Source organism: Phenylobacterium sp., assembly GCF_036563285.1.
GTDB lineage: Bacteria > Pseudomonadota > Alphaproteobacteria > Caulobacterales > Caulobacteraceae > Phenylobacterium.
The window spans coordinates 978,917-996,259 of sequence record NZ_DATCMR010000011.1 but is presented as its reverse complement, the minus strand read 5'-3'; the positions used below and the strand labels follow the sequence as shown (position 1 = coordinate 996,259).

The window sequence follows — 17,343 nt, the reverse complement described above, 5'->3', positions numbered from 1 at the left end:
GCTTCTTCGACCATGGCCAATTCCCACAGACCGACTCTCGGCGCCACCCGCGCGCGCCAGGGCCGCTTCGGCCGGCACGTGGTCTGGGTGCTCTTGTTCGGCACCCTCCTGGCCGCCCTGGCGCTGTTTGGCGCCTGGACCTGGAAGTCCGGCGACCTGGCCTCGACCGAGCCGAACAACGGCAAGGAGGTGGCCGACGCCAAGATGTTCAACTCGCCGGAGCCCGCGCCCATCAACACCACGCCGGCCCAGAAGGACGCCTCGATGGCCGCCCCGCCCGCCAAGACGGTGCAGAACCCGCAATAAGGGCTCGGCCCGAGCCAACGGTGACGGCCGCCCCCGGGCGGCCGTTTTCGTTTGGAGCTGAATAGAGAAAGGGCGCCGCATCGCTGCGGCGCCCCCATCCCATGGAACGACCTCGTGGTCCCCTACGCAGCCTGCTTGCTGGCCTTGCGCGGGTGGAAGAAGAGGGCCTGACCGATCGCGGCCTTCACCGTCTCGGGCTGGAAGGGCTTGGTGATCAGGAACGTCGGCTCCGGGCGTTCGCCAGTCAGCAGGCGCTCGGGGAAGGCGGTGATGAAGATCACCGGCACGTCGAAGCGGGCCAGGATGTCCTTCACCGCATCGATGCCGGACGAGCCGTCGGCCAGCTGGATGTCGGCGAGCACCAGGCCCGGCGTCTTGCGGGCGACGGCGTCGACGGCCTCGGTGCGGGTGGCGGCGATATCGACCACGGTGTGGCCGAGCTCCTTCACCAGCGCCTCGATGTCGGCGGCGATCACCGGCTCGTCCTCGATGATGAGAACCTCGGTGGCCAGCTCCGCGTCGATCTCGGCCTGGGCGTCGGCGATCAGCTTCTCGACCTCGTTGAAGTCGGTGCCCAGGATCTGGGCGGCTTCGGAGGGGGTGAAGCCTTCGAGGGCGGTGAGCAGGAACGCCTGGCGCGACCGCGGCGCGATGCGCATCAGCCGCCGGGTGGTGTCGTCGCCGGCGCCGTCATCCTCCGCCGGGCTCTCGAGCTGGGCGCCCGAGGAGCACCAGATGGCGTGGAATACATGGTAGAGCGCCACGCGCGGGGTCAGGTTGGCTTCCAGCACCCGCTCCCCGGCCGCCAGCGCCTCGAGCGCGACACGGACGTAATGGTCGCCGGTCGTCTGGTCCCCGGTCAGGGCGCGGGCATAACGGCGCACGTAAGGCAGGTGCGGAGCCAGGCGGGCTAGTAGACTCAAGGGTGACCCCTCCCACTGGAAAATCGGAGCATGGCAGGCCTCATGGTAGGCGTTCCCCCAACCGAGGCCCCATCATGGTGCGAAAACGCCACTGAGGGGAACCGGTTCCCAAGTTCGGAGGTTTTCCGCATCTTTGTCGGCGTTTAAGTGGAACCTGAGGCTCAGTCGGGCGTTGAGCGGCGACAGGGAACCTAAGAGGGGGCGGCTGCCGCGTGAGCGGATCGCCGACACCATGATCGAACAACGGCCTTCCGAGGAACGACGCAAGTCTTCCGCCGCACTCGACGAAGCCCGCCTGCGTCAGCAGGCGATCGGCGTACGCTTGCGCCAGATGTTCGACGAGATCGTCAACGAGGACGTTCCCGAGGAATTCCTTGAGATCCTGCGGCGAGCCGACAGTCGGCCGGAGAACGGCTGATGTCGGAAACCCCCGCACAGGAGTCTCCGCGCCCCGGCGCGGACGACGAGGCGTTCAAGCGCGAGCTTGTCCAGCTGATCCCGCACCTGCGGGCCTTCGCGCGCACCCTCTGCGGCGACCCAGCCGCGGCGGACGATCTGGCTCAGGACGCCATGATGAAGGCCTGGGACGCCCGCGCCAGCTTCCAGATGGGCACCAACATGAAGGCGTGGACCTTCATGATCCTGCGCAACCAGTTCTACTCCGAGAAGCGGCGATCCTGGCGGCAGAGCCAGCTGGACCAGGAAGCCGCCGAGCGCACCCTGGTGGCGGTGGACGATCCGGAAGCCCCGGTGGCGCTCGACGAGCTGCGGCAGGGGCTGGCGATGCTGCCGCCGGAGCAGCGCGAGGCGCTCATCCTGGTGGGCGCCGGAGGCTTCGCCTACGAGGAAGCCGCCGAGATCTGCAACTGCGCCGTCGGCACCGTGAAGAGCCGCGTAAGCCGCGCCAGGCGCGCCCTGCACGCGATCCTCGAGGACGGCGCCTACCAGCGCGACGGCGCGGCCGCGGGAGACGCCATGCGGTCTATCCTCGCCGACGCGGAGCGGCTAAGCACCGTCCGTTAAGGACGGGAACTCGCCTGTGATGACCGCCCTGCCCTGGGGATCGTCGTTGAGCACGATCCGGGTCCGCCTCACGGCGGCCCTGGCCGTCGCCCTCTTGCCTGTGCTGCTGCTGGGCGTGCTGCAGGCTGCCATCGCCTACCGCAACGAAGGCAACGAGCTGCGCGAGGTCCTGGGCTTCGCCGCCCAGCGCAGCGCCGCGGCCGCGCGTGCGCGGATGGAGGCCGCCGACATCCTCCTCGAGACCCTGGCGCCGAGCTCCGTAGGGTTCCAATGCGCGCAGAAGCTCGAGCAGGTGACCCGCCGAATCCCGGGCTACACCAACCTTGTGCGCTTCGGCGCGAACGGGGGCGTGGCCTGCGCCGCGGGCTCGGTGCCGAATGACCCGCAGCGGGCGGCTCGGCCGTGGTTCACCCGGCTGGCGCGGGGCGACCAACTGGTGATCACGCCGGCGCTGGGGCCCGCCTCTGCGTCCCAGCCGGCGGTGATCGCGGCGGTTCGCGCCGAGCGGCCGGACGGCGCGTTCGATGGCGCCTTCGCCGCGGTGATCTCGCTGGCCAGCCTGCAGCCCTCGTTGAGCGATCCGGCCCTGCCCAAGGAAGCCGAGGTGGCGCTGGCGGACTCGGCGGGCCACTACATCAGCGCCACGGCCCCCACTTTTCCCGGCCTGCCGCGCAACTGGCGCGAACGCGCTATGAGCCGCGGCTCGACCGTCTGGTACGGCCCCGACAGCCGCGGCGAGCGGCGGATCTACTCGGCCGCCCCCCTGGTGGGCGACGACGTCTTCGTCGTCCTGTCGGCGAAGTCGCCTGGCCTGCTGTCCTGGGCGAGGCTCAACCCGCTGACGGGGATCTTCTTCCCGCTGCTCACCTTCATGCTGGCGCTGACCGTGGTGACGGTGGTGACCGAGCGCGTGGTGGTCCGGTGGATCGCCTACCTGCAGCGGATCGCGGCCCTCTACGCCCGCGGCCGGCTGAGCGTGAAGCCCGTCCAGGCCGAGCAGATGCCGCCGGAAATCCGCGAGCTCGCCGAGAGCCTGGAGGAGATGGCTGACGCCATCGTCGGCCGCGATGCGTCCTTGCGCGACTCGCTGGCCCAGAAGGACGCGCTGATGCGCGAAATCCACCACCGGGTGAAGAACAACCTGCAGGTCATCTCGTCCCTGCTCAATATGCAGCAGCGGGCGCTGTCCGACCCGGCGGCGCGGGCGGCCATGTCCGACACCCGCCAACGGATCACCGCGCTCGCCCTGATCTACCGCGCCCTCTACCAGGGTCCGGACCTCAAGCGCGTCGACCTGCGGCCCTTCCTGGAAGAGCTGACCGCCCAGCTCGTGGCGGGCGAGATGCTGCACGGGCCGCCGGTGCGCACCGTCCTGCACGTCGACGCCCTGGTCATCGACCCCGACCGGCTGGCGCCCCTCGCCCTGTTTGCCGTGGAGGCGATCACCAACGCGCAGAAGCATGCGTTCGCCGAGCGCGGCGGGACCCTGACGGTGAACTTCGAGGTCCGCGGGGAGGAGGCGGAGCTGGAGATCGCCGACGACGGCCACGCCCCGGAAGACGCCCTGGTCGCCTCAGGTGTCGGGCGCACCCTGATGACCGCCTTCGCGCGCCAGCTGCGGGGCCGCGCCGAGCTGATCCGCAACCCCGACGGCGGGATCACCGCGCGGCTGATCTTCCCGACGCCGGCGGCCGAAGCCGCGCCGGCTTCTTCGACGGCGTCAGGGAACCAAGCTGCAGCCTAGCCGTTTGGCGAACGCGAACTGCACTCCCGGGAGAATTTGAATGCGCAAAGTTGTTCTGATGGCGATGCTCGCCGCCACGATGGGCCTGGCCGCCTGCAACACCGTGTCTGGCGCCGGCAAGGACGTCTCGGCCGCGGGCAAGGCCGTCTCCGAAACGGCTGAGGACGCCAAGAACCCGTAACCCTCTCGTACAGAGGTGCGTTAGACGAGCCCCGCCCGTTGGGCGGGGCTTGTTGCGTTTTGGAGGCGGGCAAACGCCTCAGGCGGCGGCCCGCAGCGCCGCGACGCGGGTGTAGAGGCCGGGCGCGGCCCCCGCGCTGACGCCGAGCGCCGCGCTGACGGTCTCCTCCGCGCCCATCACCAGCGCGCCGCCCTGGCGTACGGCGGACACCAGGCTCTTCATCACGACGGGCTGGGCCGCATCGGTGAGCTGGGTCATCACGTTGCGGCACAGCACCATCTCGAAGCGGCCCAGGCGGGTGATGTCCTCCGCCAGGTTCACGCGCCTCCAGCGCACCATCTGGCGGATGCGCGGCGAGATCACGAACATCTCGTCGCGCTTCTCGAAATGCCGCACCAGCAGCCGGGCGGGCAGGCCGCGCTGCACCTCGAACTGGGTGTAGAGGCCGCTCTGAGCCTTCTCCAGCAGGCGGCTGTTGATGTCGGAAGCGAAGAACTCGACCGGCGCGCCGCCGAGCGGCGCGTCGGCCAGCATCATGGCCAGCGAATAGACCTCCTGGCCCGAGCCGCACGCGGCGCACCAGATGCGCACCGGCTGTCCCTGGCGACCGCGCGCCAGCTCCGGGAGGACCTGGTCGCGGAGGGCGGCGAACACCTCCGGGTCGCGGAAGAAGGAGGTCTCCGGGTGGGTCATGGCCTCGACCACCGCCCAGGCGAGCCGCTCCTCGTCGCGATCACGGATGGCCTGCAGGAGCTCGGCGGCTGAGCCGAAGCCTTCGCGGCGCGCCACGGGCGCGAGCCGGCTTTCCAGCAGGTAGACCTTCACTGGATCGACCTCGAGTCCCGCGCGCCGGGCGCAGAGGGCCGCCACGAAGGCGCCGTCAGCGGGGGTCATGCCACGCACCCCGCGGCGGCCAGCTTCGAGGCCATGATCTCCCCGTCGAAGGGCTTCATGATGAATTCGTCGGCCCCGCCGTCGAGCGCCTCGCGGATGCGGTCGAGGTCGTTCTCGACCGAGCAGAAGACCACCTTGGGGATCGAGCCACCGGGCTCCTGGCGCAGGCGCTTCAGGAAATCCAGGCCGCCCATGACCGGCATGTTCCAGTCGAGCAGGATGGCGTCAGGCATCATGGCGCGGCACCAGGCCAGCGCCTCGGCCCCGTCGCCCGCCTCGGCCACGTCGAAGCCCAGGTCCTCCAGGATCCGGCGCGCGACCTTGCGGATCACACGGCTGTCGTCGACGAGGAGACAGGTCTTCAAAGCGGGGCCACTCCTTCCCTCCGCCCTGTTCTGCAGCGGTATGGTTAAGGACCGCTTTCCCTCGCTTGATGGGGAGGGAAACTACGCCGGCACGGTGGCCGCGAAGGTGACCTTCTCTTCCGTGAGGTCGGTGAACACCCGCCCTCCCGCGTCAGCCAGGAACAGGTGGACGTAGTAGGCCTGGGCCCAATGGCCGTGCAGGCCCTCGGTGAGCGGCTCGCCGCGCAGGCCCGTCAGCACTTCGGGCCGCAGGCGCGGCTTCGGCCCGGTCGCCTCGACGGCGATGGCGATGGAGGCGCCCTCCTGGACCGCGCGCACGCGGGCGGTCCCGCCGGTGGGCAAGGCCGCGCCGGCCATCTGGGCGAGGTTCAGCAGGGTGCGGGCGGCGGGCTTCGGCACGGAGGGGGTCTCGACCGCCCAGTCCAGCTCGGCGCGCATGTGGTTGAAGACGCCCTGCGCCAGCTTCTCCAGCTCGCGCACGTCGAAGGTCTCGGCCGAGGCCGAGGCGCCGAAGGCCACGCGGGTGAACGCCAGGAGGTCGGCGAGCTTGCGCGCCGAGGCGCTGATCAGGCTCATGGCGTCCTCGCGCATGTCCTGTGCCGAGGGATCGTCCAGCAGGTCGAGGCCCGAGACGATCGCGGACGCCGGGCTGATGAAGTCGTGGCACATCCGGGCGGCCAGGTAGGCGGCCAGCTCGGCGGCGCGGACTTGGGGGTGGGCGGAAACCGGGGCGTCACTCATGGCGCGCGACCTTGGGGTGATTTGATCCTTTGGAAAACGGCTGCCGCCCCATATGAGAGCCCGCCATGCAGGCGTTTTCCGACCCATTCCTCGAGCCGGGCGCGCTGGTGCGGCATCCCGGACAGGCGGACTGGGGACTGGGGCAGGTCCAGTCGGTGGCCGGCCGCAGGGTGACGGTCAACTTCGAGCACGCCGGCAAGCAGGTGATCGACGCGGGCGTGGTGACGCTCGAGTACGTCGCCGACGACCCGAGGGGATGAATTGAGCAAGACCGACGACGAGGTGGGCGAAGCGCTCGCCGAGATCTGCGAGGCCGCCGCCGCGCTCATCCTGCCGCTCTGGCGCTCCGGCCTAGCGGTGATCCAAAAGGCCGACGAGAGCCCGGTGACGGAGGCGGACCGCCGCGGCGAGGCCCTGATCCTGCAGCGGCTGGCCGAGCGCTTTCCGGACGTGCCGGTGATCTCGGAAGAGGACGCCAGCGAATTCGGCACGCCGGACGCCATCGCGCCGCGCTTCTTCCTGGTGGACCCGCTGGACGGCACGAAGGCCTTCGTCCGCGGCGACCCGCACTTCACGGTCAACATCGGCCTCATCCAGGACGGCCAGCCCGTCGCCGGCGCGGTCTGCGCGCCCCCGACCGGGGAGACGTGGTGGACCGCGGGCGGTAAGGCGCTGAAGCGGGTGAACGGGGGCGCAACACAGCCCGTCCGGGCGCGGCCATGGCCCACGGGCGAGGCGCTCGCCCTGGTCAGCCACACGATGAAGGACGAGACAGCGATGAAGCTCGCCGAGCAGTACGGGTTCGACCGGCGCGAGCCGATGGACTCGTCCATCAAGCTCTGCCGCATCGCCGAGGGCGCAGCGGACATCTATCCCCGCCATGGCCCGACCATGGAATGGGATGTGGCCGCCGGGCACGCCGTGCTGGAGGCGGCCGGCGGCCGGCTGACCACGCCGGAGGGCGGGGCCTTCGTCTACGGCAAGGCGCAGGACGGCTTCCGCAATGGGTGGTTCGTGGCGCGCGGCGCCTGAGCCCCCCGCCCTTCACCTTCCGCGGCGGAAGCCATAAAACAACGGTCTAACCGCACGTTGAGTCGGGCGCAGGAAGACCGATGAGCCAGGGAACCGCCACCCTGCCCGTGCCGCCGCCGGATCTGATGTACCGGGTGTCCGGCGGCCGCGACGCGGACGTCTTCCTGGCCAGCGGGCGCGAGAGCCTCGAGGATTTCAAGGCCGCCCTGGCCGTGGTGGGCAAGACCTTCGCCGACTACGAGCACGTCCTGGACTACGGCTGCGGCTGCGGACGCGTGCTGCGTTACCTGCTCGCCGAGCGGCAGGGCGGGATCAGCGGCAGCGACTACGACGCGCCCGCGATCGCCTGGGTGCGGGAGAACCTTCCGGGGGTCGACGCCCAGGTGAACGGGGGCAAGCCGCCCCTGAAGTTCCCGGACAACACCTTCGACCTTATCTTCTCATACTCGGTGTTCTCGCACTTCGACGAGGAGTACCAGGACGCCTGGCTTGCGGAGCTGCGGCGGGTGGCAAAGCCCGGCGCCACGGTCCTGCTGACCACCCACGGCGACTTCAACTGGGCCTACACGCGCGAGCACATCCTCCACAACATCCCGAACCTCGCGGAGCTGGAGAAGCGCTACCGCCGCGACGGGCACCTGTATTTCACCGAGGACGGCTGGGAAGAGCACTTCCCGGATTTCTACCACACCGCCTGGCACTCCGAGCCGTACATCCGCAGGCGGTGGGGGCGGTTCTTCGACGTCGTCGAGGTGCGTTCCGGGCAGGCGCGACCGACACAGGACATGGTCATCCTGACCAACACCCGCGAAGCGACAACCAAGGCGGCCGCCGGCGGGTGGCTGTCGAAACTGCTCGGCCGCTAACCGCCGAGCCGCGAGCTCAGATGTGCTTGGGTACGTTCCACTCTTCCGACGTGGGCCATGAGGCCTCGCCGGAGACGGCAGGAGAATAGCCGGCGGCGTCCTGCGCCACGGCCTGAGCGGGGTGGCCGAACGCCAGGTAGCTGACGAAGCCGACGAGGAAGGCGATCGCCGCCAGCCAGACGAAGGGTTTCAGAGCGTCGAAGGCGCCGGCGGTCGGCATTGGCGGGATTCCCCGATCTACCTCCGAAGAACACCGAAGGTGGGGCTTGGTTGCGGCTTGTTTTTGCGAATGTCTCGCATTAGCAGGATAGCTGAGCCGCGAGGATCTCGGATGACCCAAACCCTGAACGCCCGTCTGCGCCGGCTGTGGCTGGACGTGCACCTGTGGATCGGGGCGGGGCTGCTGGTCCTGCTGATCCCGGTGAGCCTCACCGGCTCGGCCCTGGTCTGGCACGACGCGCTGGACCGGGCGCTCTATTCGGAGCGCTACGCGGTCACCGGTCCAGACGTGCGGCTGCCGGCTGCGGCCTACGCCCAGGCCGCGGAACAGGCCTTCGCGGGGCGCGCGGCGCTGACCCAGGTGCGGCTGCCGCAGGAGCCGGGCGACCCGGTCGTGGCGGTGGGGCGGCTGCAAGGCGAGCCCGGCCCGGGCGGGCGGCCGCGCACCCTCAACGTCTGGATCGATCCGCCCACCGGCAAGGTGCTGGCGGAAGGCGAGGTCGCCAGGACATTCACCAACGTCCTGCATCGACTGCACGGCAGCCTGCTGATCCCCGACATCGGCCGAAAGGTGGTGGGCTGGCTGGGCTGGGCGATGTTCGTCAGCTCGGCGACGGGGCTGTGGCTCTGGTGGCCGCGGCACGGCGGCTTCATGAAGGGCCTTCGCTGGCGCAGAGGCGCCTCGCAGCTGTTCAACCTGCACCACATGGTGGGCTTCTGGACCTGCCTGCCGCTGGCGGTGCTGTCGCTGACCGGTGTCTACATCTCCTTCCCCCAGACCAGCCGCGCGCTGTTCGGCGTCGCCCCGCCGCAAGGCCCGGCCGGCGGACCCGGCCGCTTCGCCCCGCCGATCCCGCAGCCGAAGACCAGCCTCGCGGACGCGGTGGCGGCGGCGCAGGCCTCGAAGCCGGGGGCGAAGGTCGTCAGCGTCTCGACCCCGACCGGCGGCAAGGACCAGGCGTGGCGCGTGCAACTGAAGACGCCGGACGCCAAGGCGCCCGTCACCGTCCAGGTGGCCGACGCCACCGGCCGCGTGAAGGCCGCCCGCGACAGGGGCGGGGCGGGCGGCGCGCCGGACACGCTCTCGCCGCTCATGCGCAAGATCCATGACGGCGCCGGGACCGGGCCGATCTGGCAGACGGTCATCTTCCTGGGCGGCATCGCGCCGGCGGTGCTGGGGATCACCGGGGTGATCATGTGGCTGCGGCGGCGTTCGCGGCGGATGGCGCAGACCCGGCTCATGGCCGCCGAGTAGCGGGCCTCAGACCTCCGCCCACATGCGGACGAGGTTGTGGTAGGTCCCGGTCAGGCTGATCACCTCCGGATCGTCCTGGCCGACGCGGGCGCTCAGGCTCCGGATGGCGTTGTCGAGGTCCCAGAGCAGGGTCCGCTGCTCATCCGAACGGACCATCGACTGGACCCAGAAGAACGAAGCCCAGCGGGCGCCGCGCGCGATCGGCGCCACGCGGTGCAGGCTGGTGGCCGGATAGAGCACCAGGTCGCCGGCCGGCAGCTTCACGGCGTGCTCGCCGTAGGCATCCTCCACGATCAGCTCGCCGCCCTCGTACTCCTCGGGCTCGGATAGGAAGAGCGTCGCGGAGACGTCGGTGCGGTAGCGGACCGGGCCTGCGAACCGGATGGCGTTGTCCACGTGGGTGTCGAAGGCCATGCCCTCGTCGTAGCGATTGAAGAGCGGCGGAAAGACACGTAGCGGCAGGGCGGCGGCCACGAAGCCCTCGTGCCTGCCGAGCGCGCCGAGGATCAGCTCGCCCAACTCGCGGGCGGCGGCGGAGTCCTCCGGGACCTGCAGGTTGCGCTTGGCGCGGGCCGATTGCTCACCGGCGGTCACGCGACCATCCACCCAATCAGCGGCAGCGAGGCGCTGGCGACACCGGGCCACCTCGTCCTTCGTCAGCACGCCGCCCAGGTGCAGCAGCATGGCTAGAAACTGGCCCCCACCGAGAAGATCACCGTCCGCCCGGCGCCCGGGATCGCCCGGTTGGACTGGACCTGGGTATAGTTCAGCGCGTCGGTGAGGTTGTAGACGTTGAGCGCGAAGCGGTACGGCCCCGTCCGATAGCTGGCGAAGGCGTTGACGGTCACCGCCTCAGGGACCTCGCCGATCCGGTTGGGGACAAGGGTTGCGCGGTCGGCGAAGCTCTGGCTGCGGGACTGGTAAACCAGGAACATCTTCGACTGGTAGGTGACGTCACCGCCGACGGTCAGGCCGGGAATCCGCGCGGAGACGTCATAGGTGGTGAAGAGCGCGGCGGAGTGCTTCGGCACAAAGGCCACCTGCTCGCCGACCGCGACGGTGTTCAGCACCGGAATCGCCGCCGTCACGCCCATTGGGCAGACGATGTTGGTCGGCGTCCCGGCGGTCGAGCCCGGTACGGCGCAGTTGGAGAAGGACTCCTCGATCGTGGCCTGCAGGTAGCTGTAGGCGACCGTGGCCGACCAGGCTTCGGTCACCCTGCCCGTCAGGCCCAGCTCGACGCCCTTCACCCGCTGGCGCTCGCCCGACTGGGCGACCAGGAAGCCGGTGTTGGGGTCCGCCTGCAGGGCGTTGTCCTTCTTCACGTCGAAGACCGAGACGGTGGCGGACATCAGGGCGCCGGGGATGGCGAACTTGGCCCCGGCCTCAAGGATTTCGCTGTTCTCGGGCTCCAGGTCCTTCGCCGTGAGCGTCAGCGCCGCGCCGGAGCCCACCACGGAGGTCCCCTGCGGGGTCTGCGCCTTGCCCCAGGAGAGGTAGTAGGTCTGGTCGTCGGCCGGCTCCCAGACCAGGCTGGCGCGGGGGCTCCTGAGGGTGGACTTCGCCTTCAGGGTGGAGGCCTGGCCGGCGTAGGTGATGCTGTCGACGACGGCCGCGTAGGCGTCCTGCCGATAGCTGCCGATGAGCGACAGCTGCTCGGTGAGCCACAGCCGGTCCGTGAGGAAGACGCCCACGTCCGTGCTCTCCCCGCGGGTGTCGTAGATGCCCGTGCCGGTCACGTTCGTGAAGACGCTGACACCGTTCGCCGTGGTGCGGCAGTTGCCGGCCCCCGAGCAGTTGATGTTCGCCCCCGGCACGGCGCGGAACACCCCGTAGCCGGTGGGGAATTCCGGATCCGGGTTGACGAAGGTGTGCGGCATGGCCGGCCGCGTGGCGATGCCGACCGGCAGGGTGTAGGCCAGGAACAGCTTGTCGTTGACCTGCCGCGACAAGTCGATGCCGAAGATGGCCTGGTTCCGCAGCCCGCCGAGCCGGTGGTCGAAGCGGGCTGTGGAGATGTTCTGCAGGCCCCAGGCCTCCATGTCGTAGGGGCTCGAGCCGCCGATGCCGCCGAGCGGCTCGTTGGCCGGATTGTTGTCGAACAGGGCCGCGGTGCAGGCGGCGTTGCACTGGTCCAGCGTCGAGTACTGGAAATAGCGCTGATAGGCGCCGTAGCGGGTGTCGGACGTCAGGCTGAGCGCGTCCGAGGCCTTACGGCTGACCCGCACGGTCAGCATGTCGGCGACGGACCGGTCGCGGTCAGCGCGGAAGCCGGTGAAGGTGGAGCGCTCGACGCCCACGTCGTACTCGGTGGCGGGGCGGGCCACGATCTCGCCAGGGCGCTGGACCAGGAGAATTCCGTAGTCCGGACGGCGGCGGTCGTACTGGTGGAGCAGGCCGACGGTGACCGTGGTGTCCGTCCCCAGGCCGAAGCCCAGGCTTAGCGCCGCCCCCCAACGCTCCGACCTGATCAGGTCCCGATCGGCCACCCCGGTGGAGCTGGCCATCAGGTTCAGGCGCGCGGCGGTGCGCTCGCCGAGCCGGCGGTTCACGTCCAGGAGACCCCGGTAGTAGTCGCCGGCCCCGGCGTAGAGGTCGGCTGAGGTCTGGTGCGCGAGCCTCGGACGCTTGGAGATGGTGTTGATCACCCCACCCGTGGTGCCGCGGCCGAACATGGCGCCAGAGGGGCCCTTCAGGACGTGGACCTCCTCGTAGTTGAAGCTGTCGCGGGTGTAGACGCCGAAGTCGCGCAGGCCGTCGACATAGACGTCGTCCTTGGAGTCGAAGCCGCGGATCTTGAACTGGTCGCCGTTGAGCGCGCCGCCCTCGCCGATGGCGATGGTGATGCCGGGCACGTTGCGTAGCGCCTGCTCCAGAGTCGTGACGCCCTGCGCCCGCAGCTGGGCGGCGTCGAGGGCGGTGATCGCCTGGGGGGTGTCCTGGACGGTGGTCGGCAGGATCGAAAGGCCGGTGTCGTGGTCCAGGGGCAGGCGCAGGCCGGTGACGGTCACCGGGTCGATCTCCACTTCGGCCGCTGCGGCGGGAGCGGCGGCGAGGATCGCCAGCCCGCCCAGCAGGCGCGCGGCCCTCGGCTTGCGGTACCCGACGACGCCGCGCGAGGTGCTGCGCACTGTCTCTCTCTCCGCCTCACTGTTGTTGCGAATGGTTCTTAATTAGGCGAGCGCGGCTTTGCAATGAGAATGATTTGCAGAAGCATTTGCAGATTCGACGGCGGCGGGGATCGGCGGGATGGTGGTGCAGGAGGAGTGCGCATGGACACGATTACCCTGGAGGCGCGCGGGCCGGTCGCGGTGCTGACGCTGAACCGGCCGGACCGGCTGAACGCCATCAGCGTCGAACTGCGGGGCGAGGTGGAGCAGGCGGTGGCTGCGGTGAAGGCCGATGACGGGGTGCGAGCGCTGGTGGTCACCGGCGCCGGACGGGGGTTCTGCGCGGGCGCGGACCTGCTGGGCAGCGGGCCGGTGGCGACAGGGCGGGTGGAGGAGCCCACCGACCAGGGCGGCAAGCTGGACGAGATGGGCTGGGTCGGCCGCTGGGCGCTGATGTGGCACGGGTTCGACAAGCCGCTGGTGGGCGCGATCAACGGCGTGGCGGCCGGCGCGGGCATGTCGACGGCGCTGGCCTGCGACGTGCGCATCGGCTCGCCGGCGGCGCGGTTCAAGAGCGTGTTCATCGAGCGAAACCTGTCGCCGGACTCAGGCCTCAGCTGGTTCCTGCCGAGAGTCGTGGGCTATGCGGCCGCCGCCGACATCATCTTCACCAGCCGGGCGGTGGACGCCGACGAGGCGCTGCGGCTGGGGCTGCTCAACCGGCTGGCGCCCGCCGACCAGCTCCTCGACGCCGCGGTCGCCTACGCCGAGGAGATGACCCAGTGGCCGCCGCTGGCGCTGCGGATGTCAAAGCGGGTGCTGCAGCACAGCCTGGAAGCGGAGATCGAGTCGGCCCTGCGCTACGAGTCGCAGGGACTGGCCTTCGCCCGCAAGGCTAAGAACGACGTCGCCGAATCCCGAGCGGCGTTCCTCGAAAAACGCAAAGGCGCCTACACGGGGACCTGATTTGGCGTCATAAGGCGCCCCATTCTTTTGGGAGATTTTTGGATGCCCCTCGACGCCGGCCAGAGCCAGAAGACCTACCGCTGGGAAGATCCGCTGGATCTGACCTCGCGCCTCTCCGAAGAGGAGCGGATGATCTGGGAGGCCGCGCGGGCCTATTCCCGCGAGAAGCTCCTGCCGCGCGTGGTCTCGGCCTTCGCCGAGGAGCGGTTCGACCGCGAGATCATGACCGAGATGGGGGAGCTGGGCTTCCTGGGCCCGACGCTGCCGGAAGAGTACGGCTGCGCGGGCGTCAACCACGTGGCCTATGGCCTTATCGCCCGCGAGATCGAGGCGGTGGACAGCGGCTACCGCTCGGCGATGAGCGTGCAGTCCTCGCTTGTTATGTACCCGATCTACGCTTTCGGCTCCGAGGAGCAGAAGCAGAAGTTCCTGCCCGGCATGGCCCGCGGCGAGATCATCGGCTGCTTTGGCCTGACGGAGCCGGACGGCGGGTCGGACCCCGCCTCCATGCGCACGGTCGCCAAGAAGGTCGACGGCGGCTACGTGCTCAACGGCGCGAAGATGTGGATCACCAACTCCCCGATCAGCGATGTGGCGCTGGTGTGGGCCAAGCTGGACAACGTCATCCGCGGGTTCCTGGTGGAGCGCGGCGCCAAGGGGTTCGAGACGCCGAAGATCCTCAACAAGCTGTCGCTGCGGGCCTCGGTGACCGGCGAGATCGCGCTGTCCGACGTGTTTGTCCCCGAGGACATGATGCTGCCGAACGTGCAGGGCCTGCGCGGGCCGTTCTCGTGCCTCAACAAGGCGCGCTACGGGATCGCCTGGGGCGCGATGGGGGCGGCGGAGTTCTGCCTGCACGCTGCGCGCGACTACACCTCCAGCCGCTCGCTGTTCGGCCGCACGCTCGCCTCGCGCCAGCTGGTGCAGAAGAAGCTGGCCGACATGTCTACCGAGATCGCGCTGGGCTTCGAGGGCGCGCTGGCGCTCGGCCGGCTGATCGACGAGGGCGCCTGGGTGCCGGAGGCCATCTCCATGCTGAAGCGCAACAACTGCGGCAAGGCGCTGGATATCGCCCGCGTCGCCCGCGACATGCACGGCGGCAACGGCATCTCGGGCGAGTACCACGTGATGCGCCACGCCGCGAACCTGGAGACCGTCAACACCTACGAAGGCGCCCACGACGTCCACGCCCTGATCCTGGGCAGGGCGATCACCGGCGAGAACGCTTTCTAAGCCCGCCGTTCCTGCGGTTTGTCGCACGCTCGACAAACGGTCCGTTTACCTCGGCGAGGTTAGGCTCTCCCGATTGAGGGGAGCTCATGGCGAGGAAGAGCGCGACCGGCGCCGCCAAGGTCGACATGATCCGCTGGCTGTTCGAGAACAGCGGCGACCTCATGCATTTGGCCGCGCCGGGCGGCATCCTGAAGCTCGTCAACCCGGCATGGGAGCGCGTGCTCGGCTGGACCGAGGCCGAGCTGATCGACCGCTACATCGGCGACCTGATCCATCCCGAAGACCTGCCGGGCGTAAGGGGGCGGATCGCGGAGATGGGTCCGGGAGATGTCCGGGAGAGCCAAATCCGTCTCCTGCGCAAGGACGGCGAGTGGCAGTGGGTCGCCTGCCGCAGCCAGAAGCTGGCCTGCGGCTCGGTCATCGTCACCTCCCGCGACGCGAGAGCCGAGCGCGCCCGCCAGGAAGAGCTCGAGGACGCGCGGCGCACCCGCAAGATGCTGGGCGCCAGCGCCGGTATCGGCATCTGGTCCTACGAGCCGCTCGAGAACCGCATCTGGTGGTCCGAGGAGCTGCTGACCCTTACGGGCTATGACCCCGAATGGATCGACACGCCGCAGAAGTTCGCGGAGGTCGTTCACCCCGAGGACCGCGAAAAGACCGTGGCCGCCTTGGGCCGTGGCGTCGCCACCGGCGAGGCTGCACACCTGGAACACCGCCTGAGGGTCCGCGACGGTTGGATCGCCGTGCGCGCCACCTTCCACTGCGAGCCGCGCGGCGATGGGACCTTCGCGCTGAAGGGTATCTCCCAGGACATCACCGAGCTGGCCAAGGCGCGCGACGCCGCGCGGCTTGGCGAGCAGGAGATGCGCGAGGCGCGTCGGGCGGCGATCGAGAGCGCCAAGCGCCTGAAGCTGGCGCTGGGCGCGGCCGAGGCGGGCGTCTACGAGATCGACCACGTCCACAAGACCTTCTGGTGCTCGCCGGAATTCAAGCGGATCACCGGCCGCGGCCGGGCCAGCTACCGCGGCGCCACAGAGCTGAAGTACCCGGGCTTCCATCCGGACGACCTGGATCATGTGCGCCAGTCCTTCCGCGAGCTGCACTCTGGCTCGAAGAACTCCGGCGAGGCCTTCGACGCCCGCATCATCCGGCCGGACGGGACCGAGCGCTGGGTGCGCGTGTTCCATCACCTGCTGGTCAGCCGCAACGGCCGCTGGCTGAAGGCGGTCGGCCTGTTCCTGGACATCGACCACCGCAAGCGCCAGGAGCTGGCGCTCGTGGAGGCCCAGCGCGCCGCGGAGGCGGCCGCGGAGGCCAAGGCCACCTTCCTCGCCAACATGAGCCACGAGATCCGCACGCCGATGAACGGCGTGATGGGCGTGCTCCACCTGCTCAAGCACGAGAACCTCACCGACGAGGGCCGCTCGATGCTGCAGGAGGCGCTGAACTGCGGCCACATGCTGGCGGAGCTGCTCAACGACGTCATCGACTTCTCCAAGATCGAGGCCGGCCGCCTGGAGCTCGCCTGCGAGCCGGTGGACCCAAAGCACCTCGTCGAGGGCGTGGTCCGCCTGCTGCGGCCGATCGCCGACGCCAAGGGGCTGAAGCTGATCGTCGAGCCGGACGCCTCCCTCGGCTGGGTGCGCTCCGATCCCGTGCGACTGCGCCAGTCGCTGTTCAACCTGATCGGCAACGCCGTGAAGTTCACCGAGGCAGGCCATGTCATCGTCCGCTGCCGGGCGGCCGGCAACGGACGGATGCGTTTCGAGGTGGAAGACACCGGCGTCGGCATTCCGGCCCACGTGCAGCACCGCATCTTCCAGCGCTTCGACCAGGGGGACGCCTCCACGACGCGCAAGTTCGGCGGATCGGGCCTGGGTCTGGCGATCACGAAAAAGCTGGCCGAGATGCTCGAGGGCGACGTGGGCTTCACCTCGGTCGAAGGCCAGGGCTCGACGTTCTGGATGGAGGTCTCGGCCGAGCCGGCCGCGGCGCCGGTTGCGCCGACCGAGGCCCAGGACCACGTCCTGGAGGGCGTCCGCATCCTGGTGGTCGAGGACAACGCCACCAACCGCATGATCGCCACCAAGATGCTCGAGCACCTGGGCGCCTCGGTCGAGACCGCCTCCGACGGCTACCTGGGCGTCGAGCGCGCGGCCAGGGGCGGCTTCGACCTGATCCTGATGGACGTGCAGATGCCCGGCATCGACGGGCTGGAGGCGGTGCGCCGCATCCGTGAGCTTGGGGGCCCGGCCGCCCAGACTCCGGTGGTGGCGCTCACCGCCAACGTGCTCTCGCACCAGCGGCAGCAGTACCTCGACGCCGGCATGGACGGCGTAGTCGGCAAGCCGATCTCCCCAGCCGCCCTTATCACCGAGATCGCCAGGCTCGGCCAAGCGCAGGACACGGCGGAAACCGGGCCAGAGGTGAAGAGCGCCTGACCTCCCTGCTTCATGGGCAGGGTGGCGAGCGCGGGGCCCACACT

At 69.7% G+C, this 17,343-nt stretch carries 19 protein-coding genes; 12 read left to right on the top strand and 7 right to left on the bottom strand.

From position 1 onward, the window contains the following. Window positions 1–12: 12 nt before the first annotated feature. The gene (locus VIL76_RS15695; protein WP_332045970.1) at window positions 13–306 is read left to right on the top strand and encodes a hypothetical protein; all 294 of its coding nucleotides are present in this window, start codon (window positions 13–15) and stop codon (window positions 304–306) included. Window positions 307–428: 122 nt separating this feature from the next. On the opposite strand, the gene VIL76_RS15690 is transcribed toward VIL76_RS15695, so the two are convergent. Then, on the bottom strand, window positions 429–1,229 hold the full coding sequence (locus tag VIL76_RS15690; protein WP_332045969.1) for a response regulator: 801 nt from the start codon (window positions 1,227–1,229) through the stop codon (window positions 429–431). 232 nt (window positions 1,230–1,461) lie between these two features. On the opposite strand from VIL76_RS15690, the gene VIL76_RS15685 reads away from it, so the two are divergent. From VIL76_RS15685 to VIL76_RS15670, 4 genes are read left to right on the top strand one after another with little or no spacing between them, the layout of a single operon-like run. Next, the gene (locus VIL76_RS15685; protein WP_332045968.1) at window positions 1,462–1,647 is read left to right on the top strand and encodes a NepR family anti-sigma factor; all 186 of its coding nucleotides are present in this window, start codon (window positions 1,462–1,464) and stop codon (window positions 1,645–1,647) included. Further along, the gene (locus tag VIL76_RS15680) at window positions 1,647–2,252 is read left to right on the top strand and encodes a sigma-70 family RNA polymerase sigma factor (RefSeq protein ID WP_332045967.1); all 606 of its coding nucleotides are present in this window, start codon (window positions 1,647–1,649) and stop codon (window positions 2,250–2,252) included. The genes VIL76_RS15685 and VIL76_RS15680 overlap by 1 nt, the downstream gene beginning before the upstream one ends. Before the next feature lie 19 nt (window positions 2,253–2,271). Next, window positions 2,272–3,996, top strand: coding sequence for a sensor histidine kinase (locus VIL76_RS15675; RefSeq protein WP_332045966.1), 1,725 nt, complete (start codon window positions 2,272–2,274; stop codon window positions 3,994–3,996). Window positions 3,997–4,036: 40 nt separating this feature from the next. Beyond that, the gene (locus tag VIL76_RS15670) at window positions 4,037–4,177 is read left to right on the top strand and encodes an entericidin A/B family lipoprotein (protein WP_332045965.1); all 141 of its coding nucleotides are present in this window, start codon (window positions 4,037–4,039) and stop codon (window positions 4,175–4,177) included. A gap of 78 nt (window positions 4,178–4,255) precedes the next feature. On the opposite strand, the gene VIL76_RS15665 is transcribed toward VIL76_RS15670, so the two are convergent. The 3 genes from VIL76_RS15665 to chpT all read right to left on the bottom strand — a co-directional run bounded on the left by VIL76_RS15665 (window position 4,256) and on the right by chpT (window position 6,177). After that, window positions 4,256–5,071, bottom strand: coding sequence for a protein-glutamate O-methyltransferase CheR (locus tag VIL76_RS15665; protein WP_332045964.1), 816 nt, complete (start codon window positions 5,069–5,071; stop codon window positions 4,256–4,258). Then, window positions 5,068–5,436 carry a response regulator gene (locus VIL76_RS15660; protein ID WP_332045963.1) on the bottom strand — a complete coding sequence of 123 codons (369 nt, stop codon included), beginning with the start codon at window positions 5,434–5,436 and terminating at the stop codon, window positions 5,068–5,070. Before VIL76_RS15660 ends, VIL76_RS15665 begins: the two co-directional genes overlap by 4 nt. 81 nt (window positions 5,437–5,517) lie before the next feature. Continuing rightward, on the bottom strand, window positions 5,518–6,177 hold the full coding sequence (gene chpT / locus VIL76_RS15655) for a histidine phosphotransferase ChpT (RefSeq protein ID WP_332045962.1): 660 nt from the start codon (window positions 6,175–6,177) through the stop codon (window positions 5,518–5,520). A gap of 65 nt (window positions 6,178–6,242) precedes the next feature. Between chpT and VIL76_RS15650 the strand changes: the two genes are divergently transcribed. The 3 genes from VIL76_RS15650 to VIL76_RS15640 all read left to right on the top strand — a co-directional run bounded on the left by VIL76_RS15650 (window position 6,243) and on the right by VIL76_RS15640 (window position 8,075). Beyond that, on the top strand, window positions 6,243–6,437 hold the full coding sequence (locus tag VIL76_RS15650; protein ID WP_332045961.1) for a DUF3553 domain-containing protein: 195 nt from the start codon (window positions 6,243–6,245) through the stop codon (window positions 6,435–6,437). Between the two features lies 1 nt (window position 6,438). Continuing rightward, window positions 6,439–7,209 (top strand): 3'(2'),5'-bisphosphate nucleotidase CysQ, encoded by a 771-nt coding sequence (gene cysQ, locus VIL76_RS15645; RefSeq protein WP_332045960.1) that lies wholly within the window; start codon window positions 6,439–6,441, stop codon window positions 7,207–7,209. Window positions 7,210–7,289: 80 nt separating this feature from the next. Beyond that, window positions 7,290–8,075 carry a class I SAM-dependent methyltransferase gene (locus VIL76_RS15640; protein WP_332045959.1) on the top strand — a complete coding sequence of 262 codons (786 nt, stop codon included), beginning with the start codon at window positions 7,290–7,292 and terminating at the stop codon, window positions 8,073–8,075. A gap of 16 nt (window positions 8,076–8,091) precedes the next feature. On the opposite strand, the gene VIL76_RS15635 is transcribed toward VIL76_RS15640, so the two are convergent. Beyond that, the gene (locus VIL76_RS15635; protein WP_332045958.1) at window positions 8,092–8,295 is read right to left on the bottom strand and encodes a hypothetical protein; all 204 of its coding nucleotides are present in this window, start codon (window positions 8,293–8,295) and stop codon (window positions 8,092–8,094) included. A 111-nt stretch (window positions 8,296–8,406) separates the two neighbouring features. On the opposite strand from VIL76_RS15635, the gene VIL76_RS15630 reads away from it, so the two are divergent. Next, window positions 8,407–9,549 (top strand): PepSY-associated TM helix domain-containing protein, encoded by a 1,143-nt coding sequence (locus VIL76_RS15630; protein ID WP_332045957.1) that lies wholly within the window; start codon window positions 8,407–8,409, stop codon window positions 9,547–9,549. A gap of 6 nt (window positions 9,550–9,555) precedes the next feature. Here the strand turns inward: VIL76_RS15630 and VIL76_RS15625 are convergent, their stop codons facing one another. Beyond that, complete coding sequence (locus tag VIL76_RS15625) at window positions 9,556–10,233, bottom strand: Fe2+-dependent dioxygenase (RefSeq protein WP_332045956.1); 678 nt, start codon at window positions 10,231–10,233, stop codon at window positions 9,556–9,558. 2 nt (window positions 10,234–10,235) lie between these two features. Then, window positions 10,236–12,680, bottom strand: a complete 2,445-nt coding sequence (locus VIL76_RS15620) for a TonB-dependent receptor (RefSeq protein ID WP_332045955.1) — start codon at window positions 12,678–12,680, stop codon at window positions 10,236–10,238. A gap of 141 nt (window positions 12,681–12,821) precedes the next feature. On the opposite strand from VIL76_RS15620, the gene VIL76_RS15615 reads away from it, so the two are divergent. From VIL76_RS15615 to VIL76_RS15605, 3 genes are all read left to right on the top strand, one after another. Beyond that, entirely contained in the window at window positions 12,822–13,625 is an 804-nt protein-coding gene (locus tag VIL76_RS15615) for an enoyl-CoA hydratase/isomerase family protein (protein ID WP_332045954.1), read from the top strand. A gap of 42 nt (window positions 13,626–13,667) precedes the next feature. Then, on the top strand, window positions 13,668–14,858 hold the full coding sequence (locus tag VIL76_RS15610) for an acyl-CoA dehydrogenase (protein ID WP_332045953.1): 1,191 nt from the start codon (window positions 13,668–13,670) through the stop codon (window positions 14,856–14,858). A gap of 86 nt (window positions 14,859–14,944) precedes the next feature. Beyond that, complete coding sequence (locus tag VIL76_RS15605) at window positions 14,945–17,299, top strand: PAS domain-containing hybrid sensor histidine kinase/response regulator (protein ID WP_332045952.1); 2,355 nt, start codon at window positions 14,945–14,947, stop codon at window positions 17,297–17,299. The last annotated feature ends 44 nt before the right edge of the window (window positions 17,300–17,343 follow it).

Bases quoted from the DNA above. Each gene is read 5' to 3' on its own strand.
- VIL76_RS15695 (WP_332045970.1), top strand. From the start codon at position 13: ATGGCCAATTCCCACAGACCGACTCTCGGCGCCACCCGCGCGCGCCAG.
- VIL76_RS15685 (WP_332045968.1), top strand. From the start codon at position 1,462: ATGATCGAACAACGGCCTTCCGAGGAACGACGCAAGTCTTCCGCCGCA.
- VIL76_RS15680 (WP_332045967.1), top strand. From the start codon at position 1,647: ATGTCGGAAACCCCCGCACAGGAGTCTCCGCGCCCCGGCGCGGACGAC.
- VIL76_RS15675 (WP_332045966.1), top strand. From the start codon at position 2,272: ATGACCGCCCTGCCCTGGGGATCGTCGTTGAGCACGATCCGGGTCCGC.
- VIL76_RS15670 (WP_332045965.1), top strand. From the start codon at position 4,037: ATGCGCAAAGTTGTTCTGATGGCGATGCTCGCCGCCACGATGGGCCTG.
- VIL76_RS15665 (WP_332045964.1), bottom strand. From the start codon at position 5,071: ATGACCCCCGCTGACGGCGCCTTCGTGGCGGCCCTCTGCGCCCGGCGC.
- chpT (WP_332045962.1), bottom strand. From the start codon at position 6,177: ATGAGTGACGCCCCGGTTTCCGCCCACCCCCAAGTCCGCGCCGCCGAG.
- VIL76_RS15650 (WP_332045961.1), top strand. From the start codon at position 6,243: ATGCAGGCGTTTTCCGACCCATTCCTCGAGCCGGGCGCGCTGGTGCGG.
- VIL76_RS15640 (WP_332045959.1), top strand. From the start codon at position 7,290: ATGAGCCAGGGAACCGCCACCCTGCCCGTGCCGCCGCCGGATCTGATG.
- VIL76_RS15635 (WP_332045958.1), bottom strand. From the start codon at position 8,295: ATGCCGACCGCCGGCGCCTTCGACGCTCTGAAACCCTTCGTCTGGCTG.
- VIL76_RS15630 (WP_332045957.1), top strand. From the start codon at position 8,407: ATGACCCAAACCCTGAACGCCCGTCTGCGCCGGCTGTGGCTGGACGTG.
- VIL76_RS15625 (WP_332045956.1), bottom strand. From the start codon at position 10,233: ATGCTGCTGCACCTGGGCGGCGTGCTGACGAAGGACGAGGTGGCCCGG.
- VIL76_RS15615 (WP_332045954.1), top strand. From the start codon at position 12,822: ATGGACACGATTACCCTGGAGGCGCGCGGGCCGGTCGCGGTGCTGACG.
- VIL76_RS15610 (WP_332045953.1), top strand. From the start codon at position 13,668: ATGCCCCTCGACGCCGGCCAGAGCCAGAAGACCTACCGCTGGGAAGAT.
- VIL76_RS15605 (WP_332045952.1), top strand. From the start codon at position 14,945: ATGGCGAGGAAGAGCGCGACCGGCGCCGCCAAGGTCGACATGATCCGC.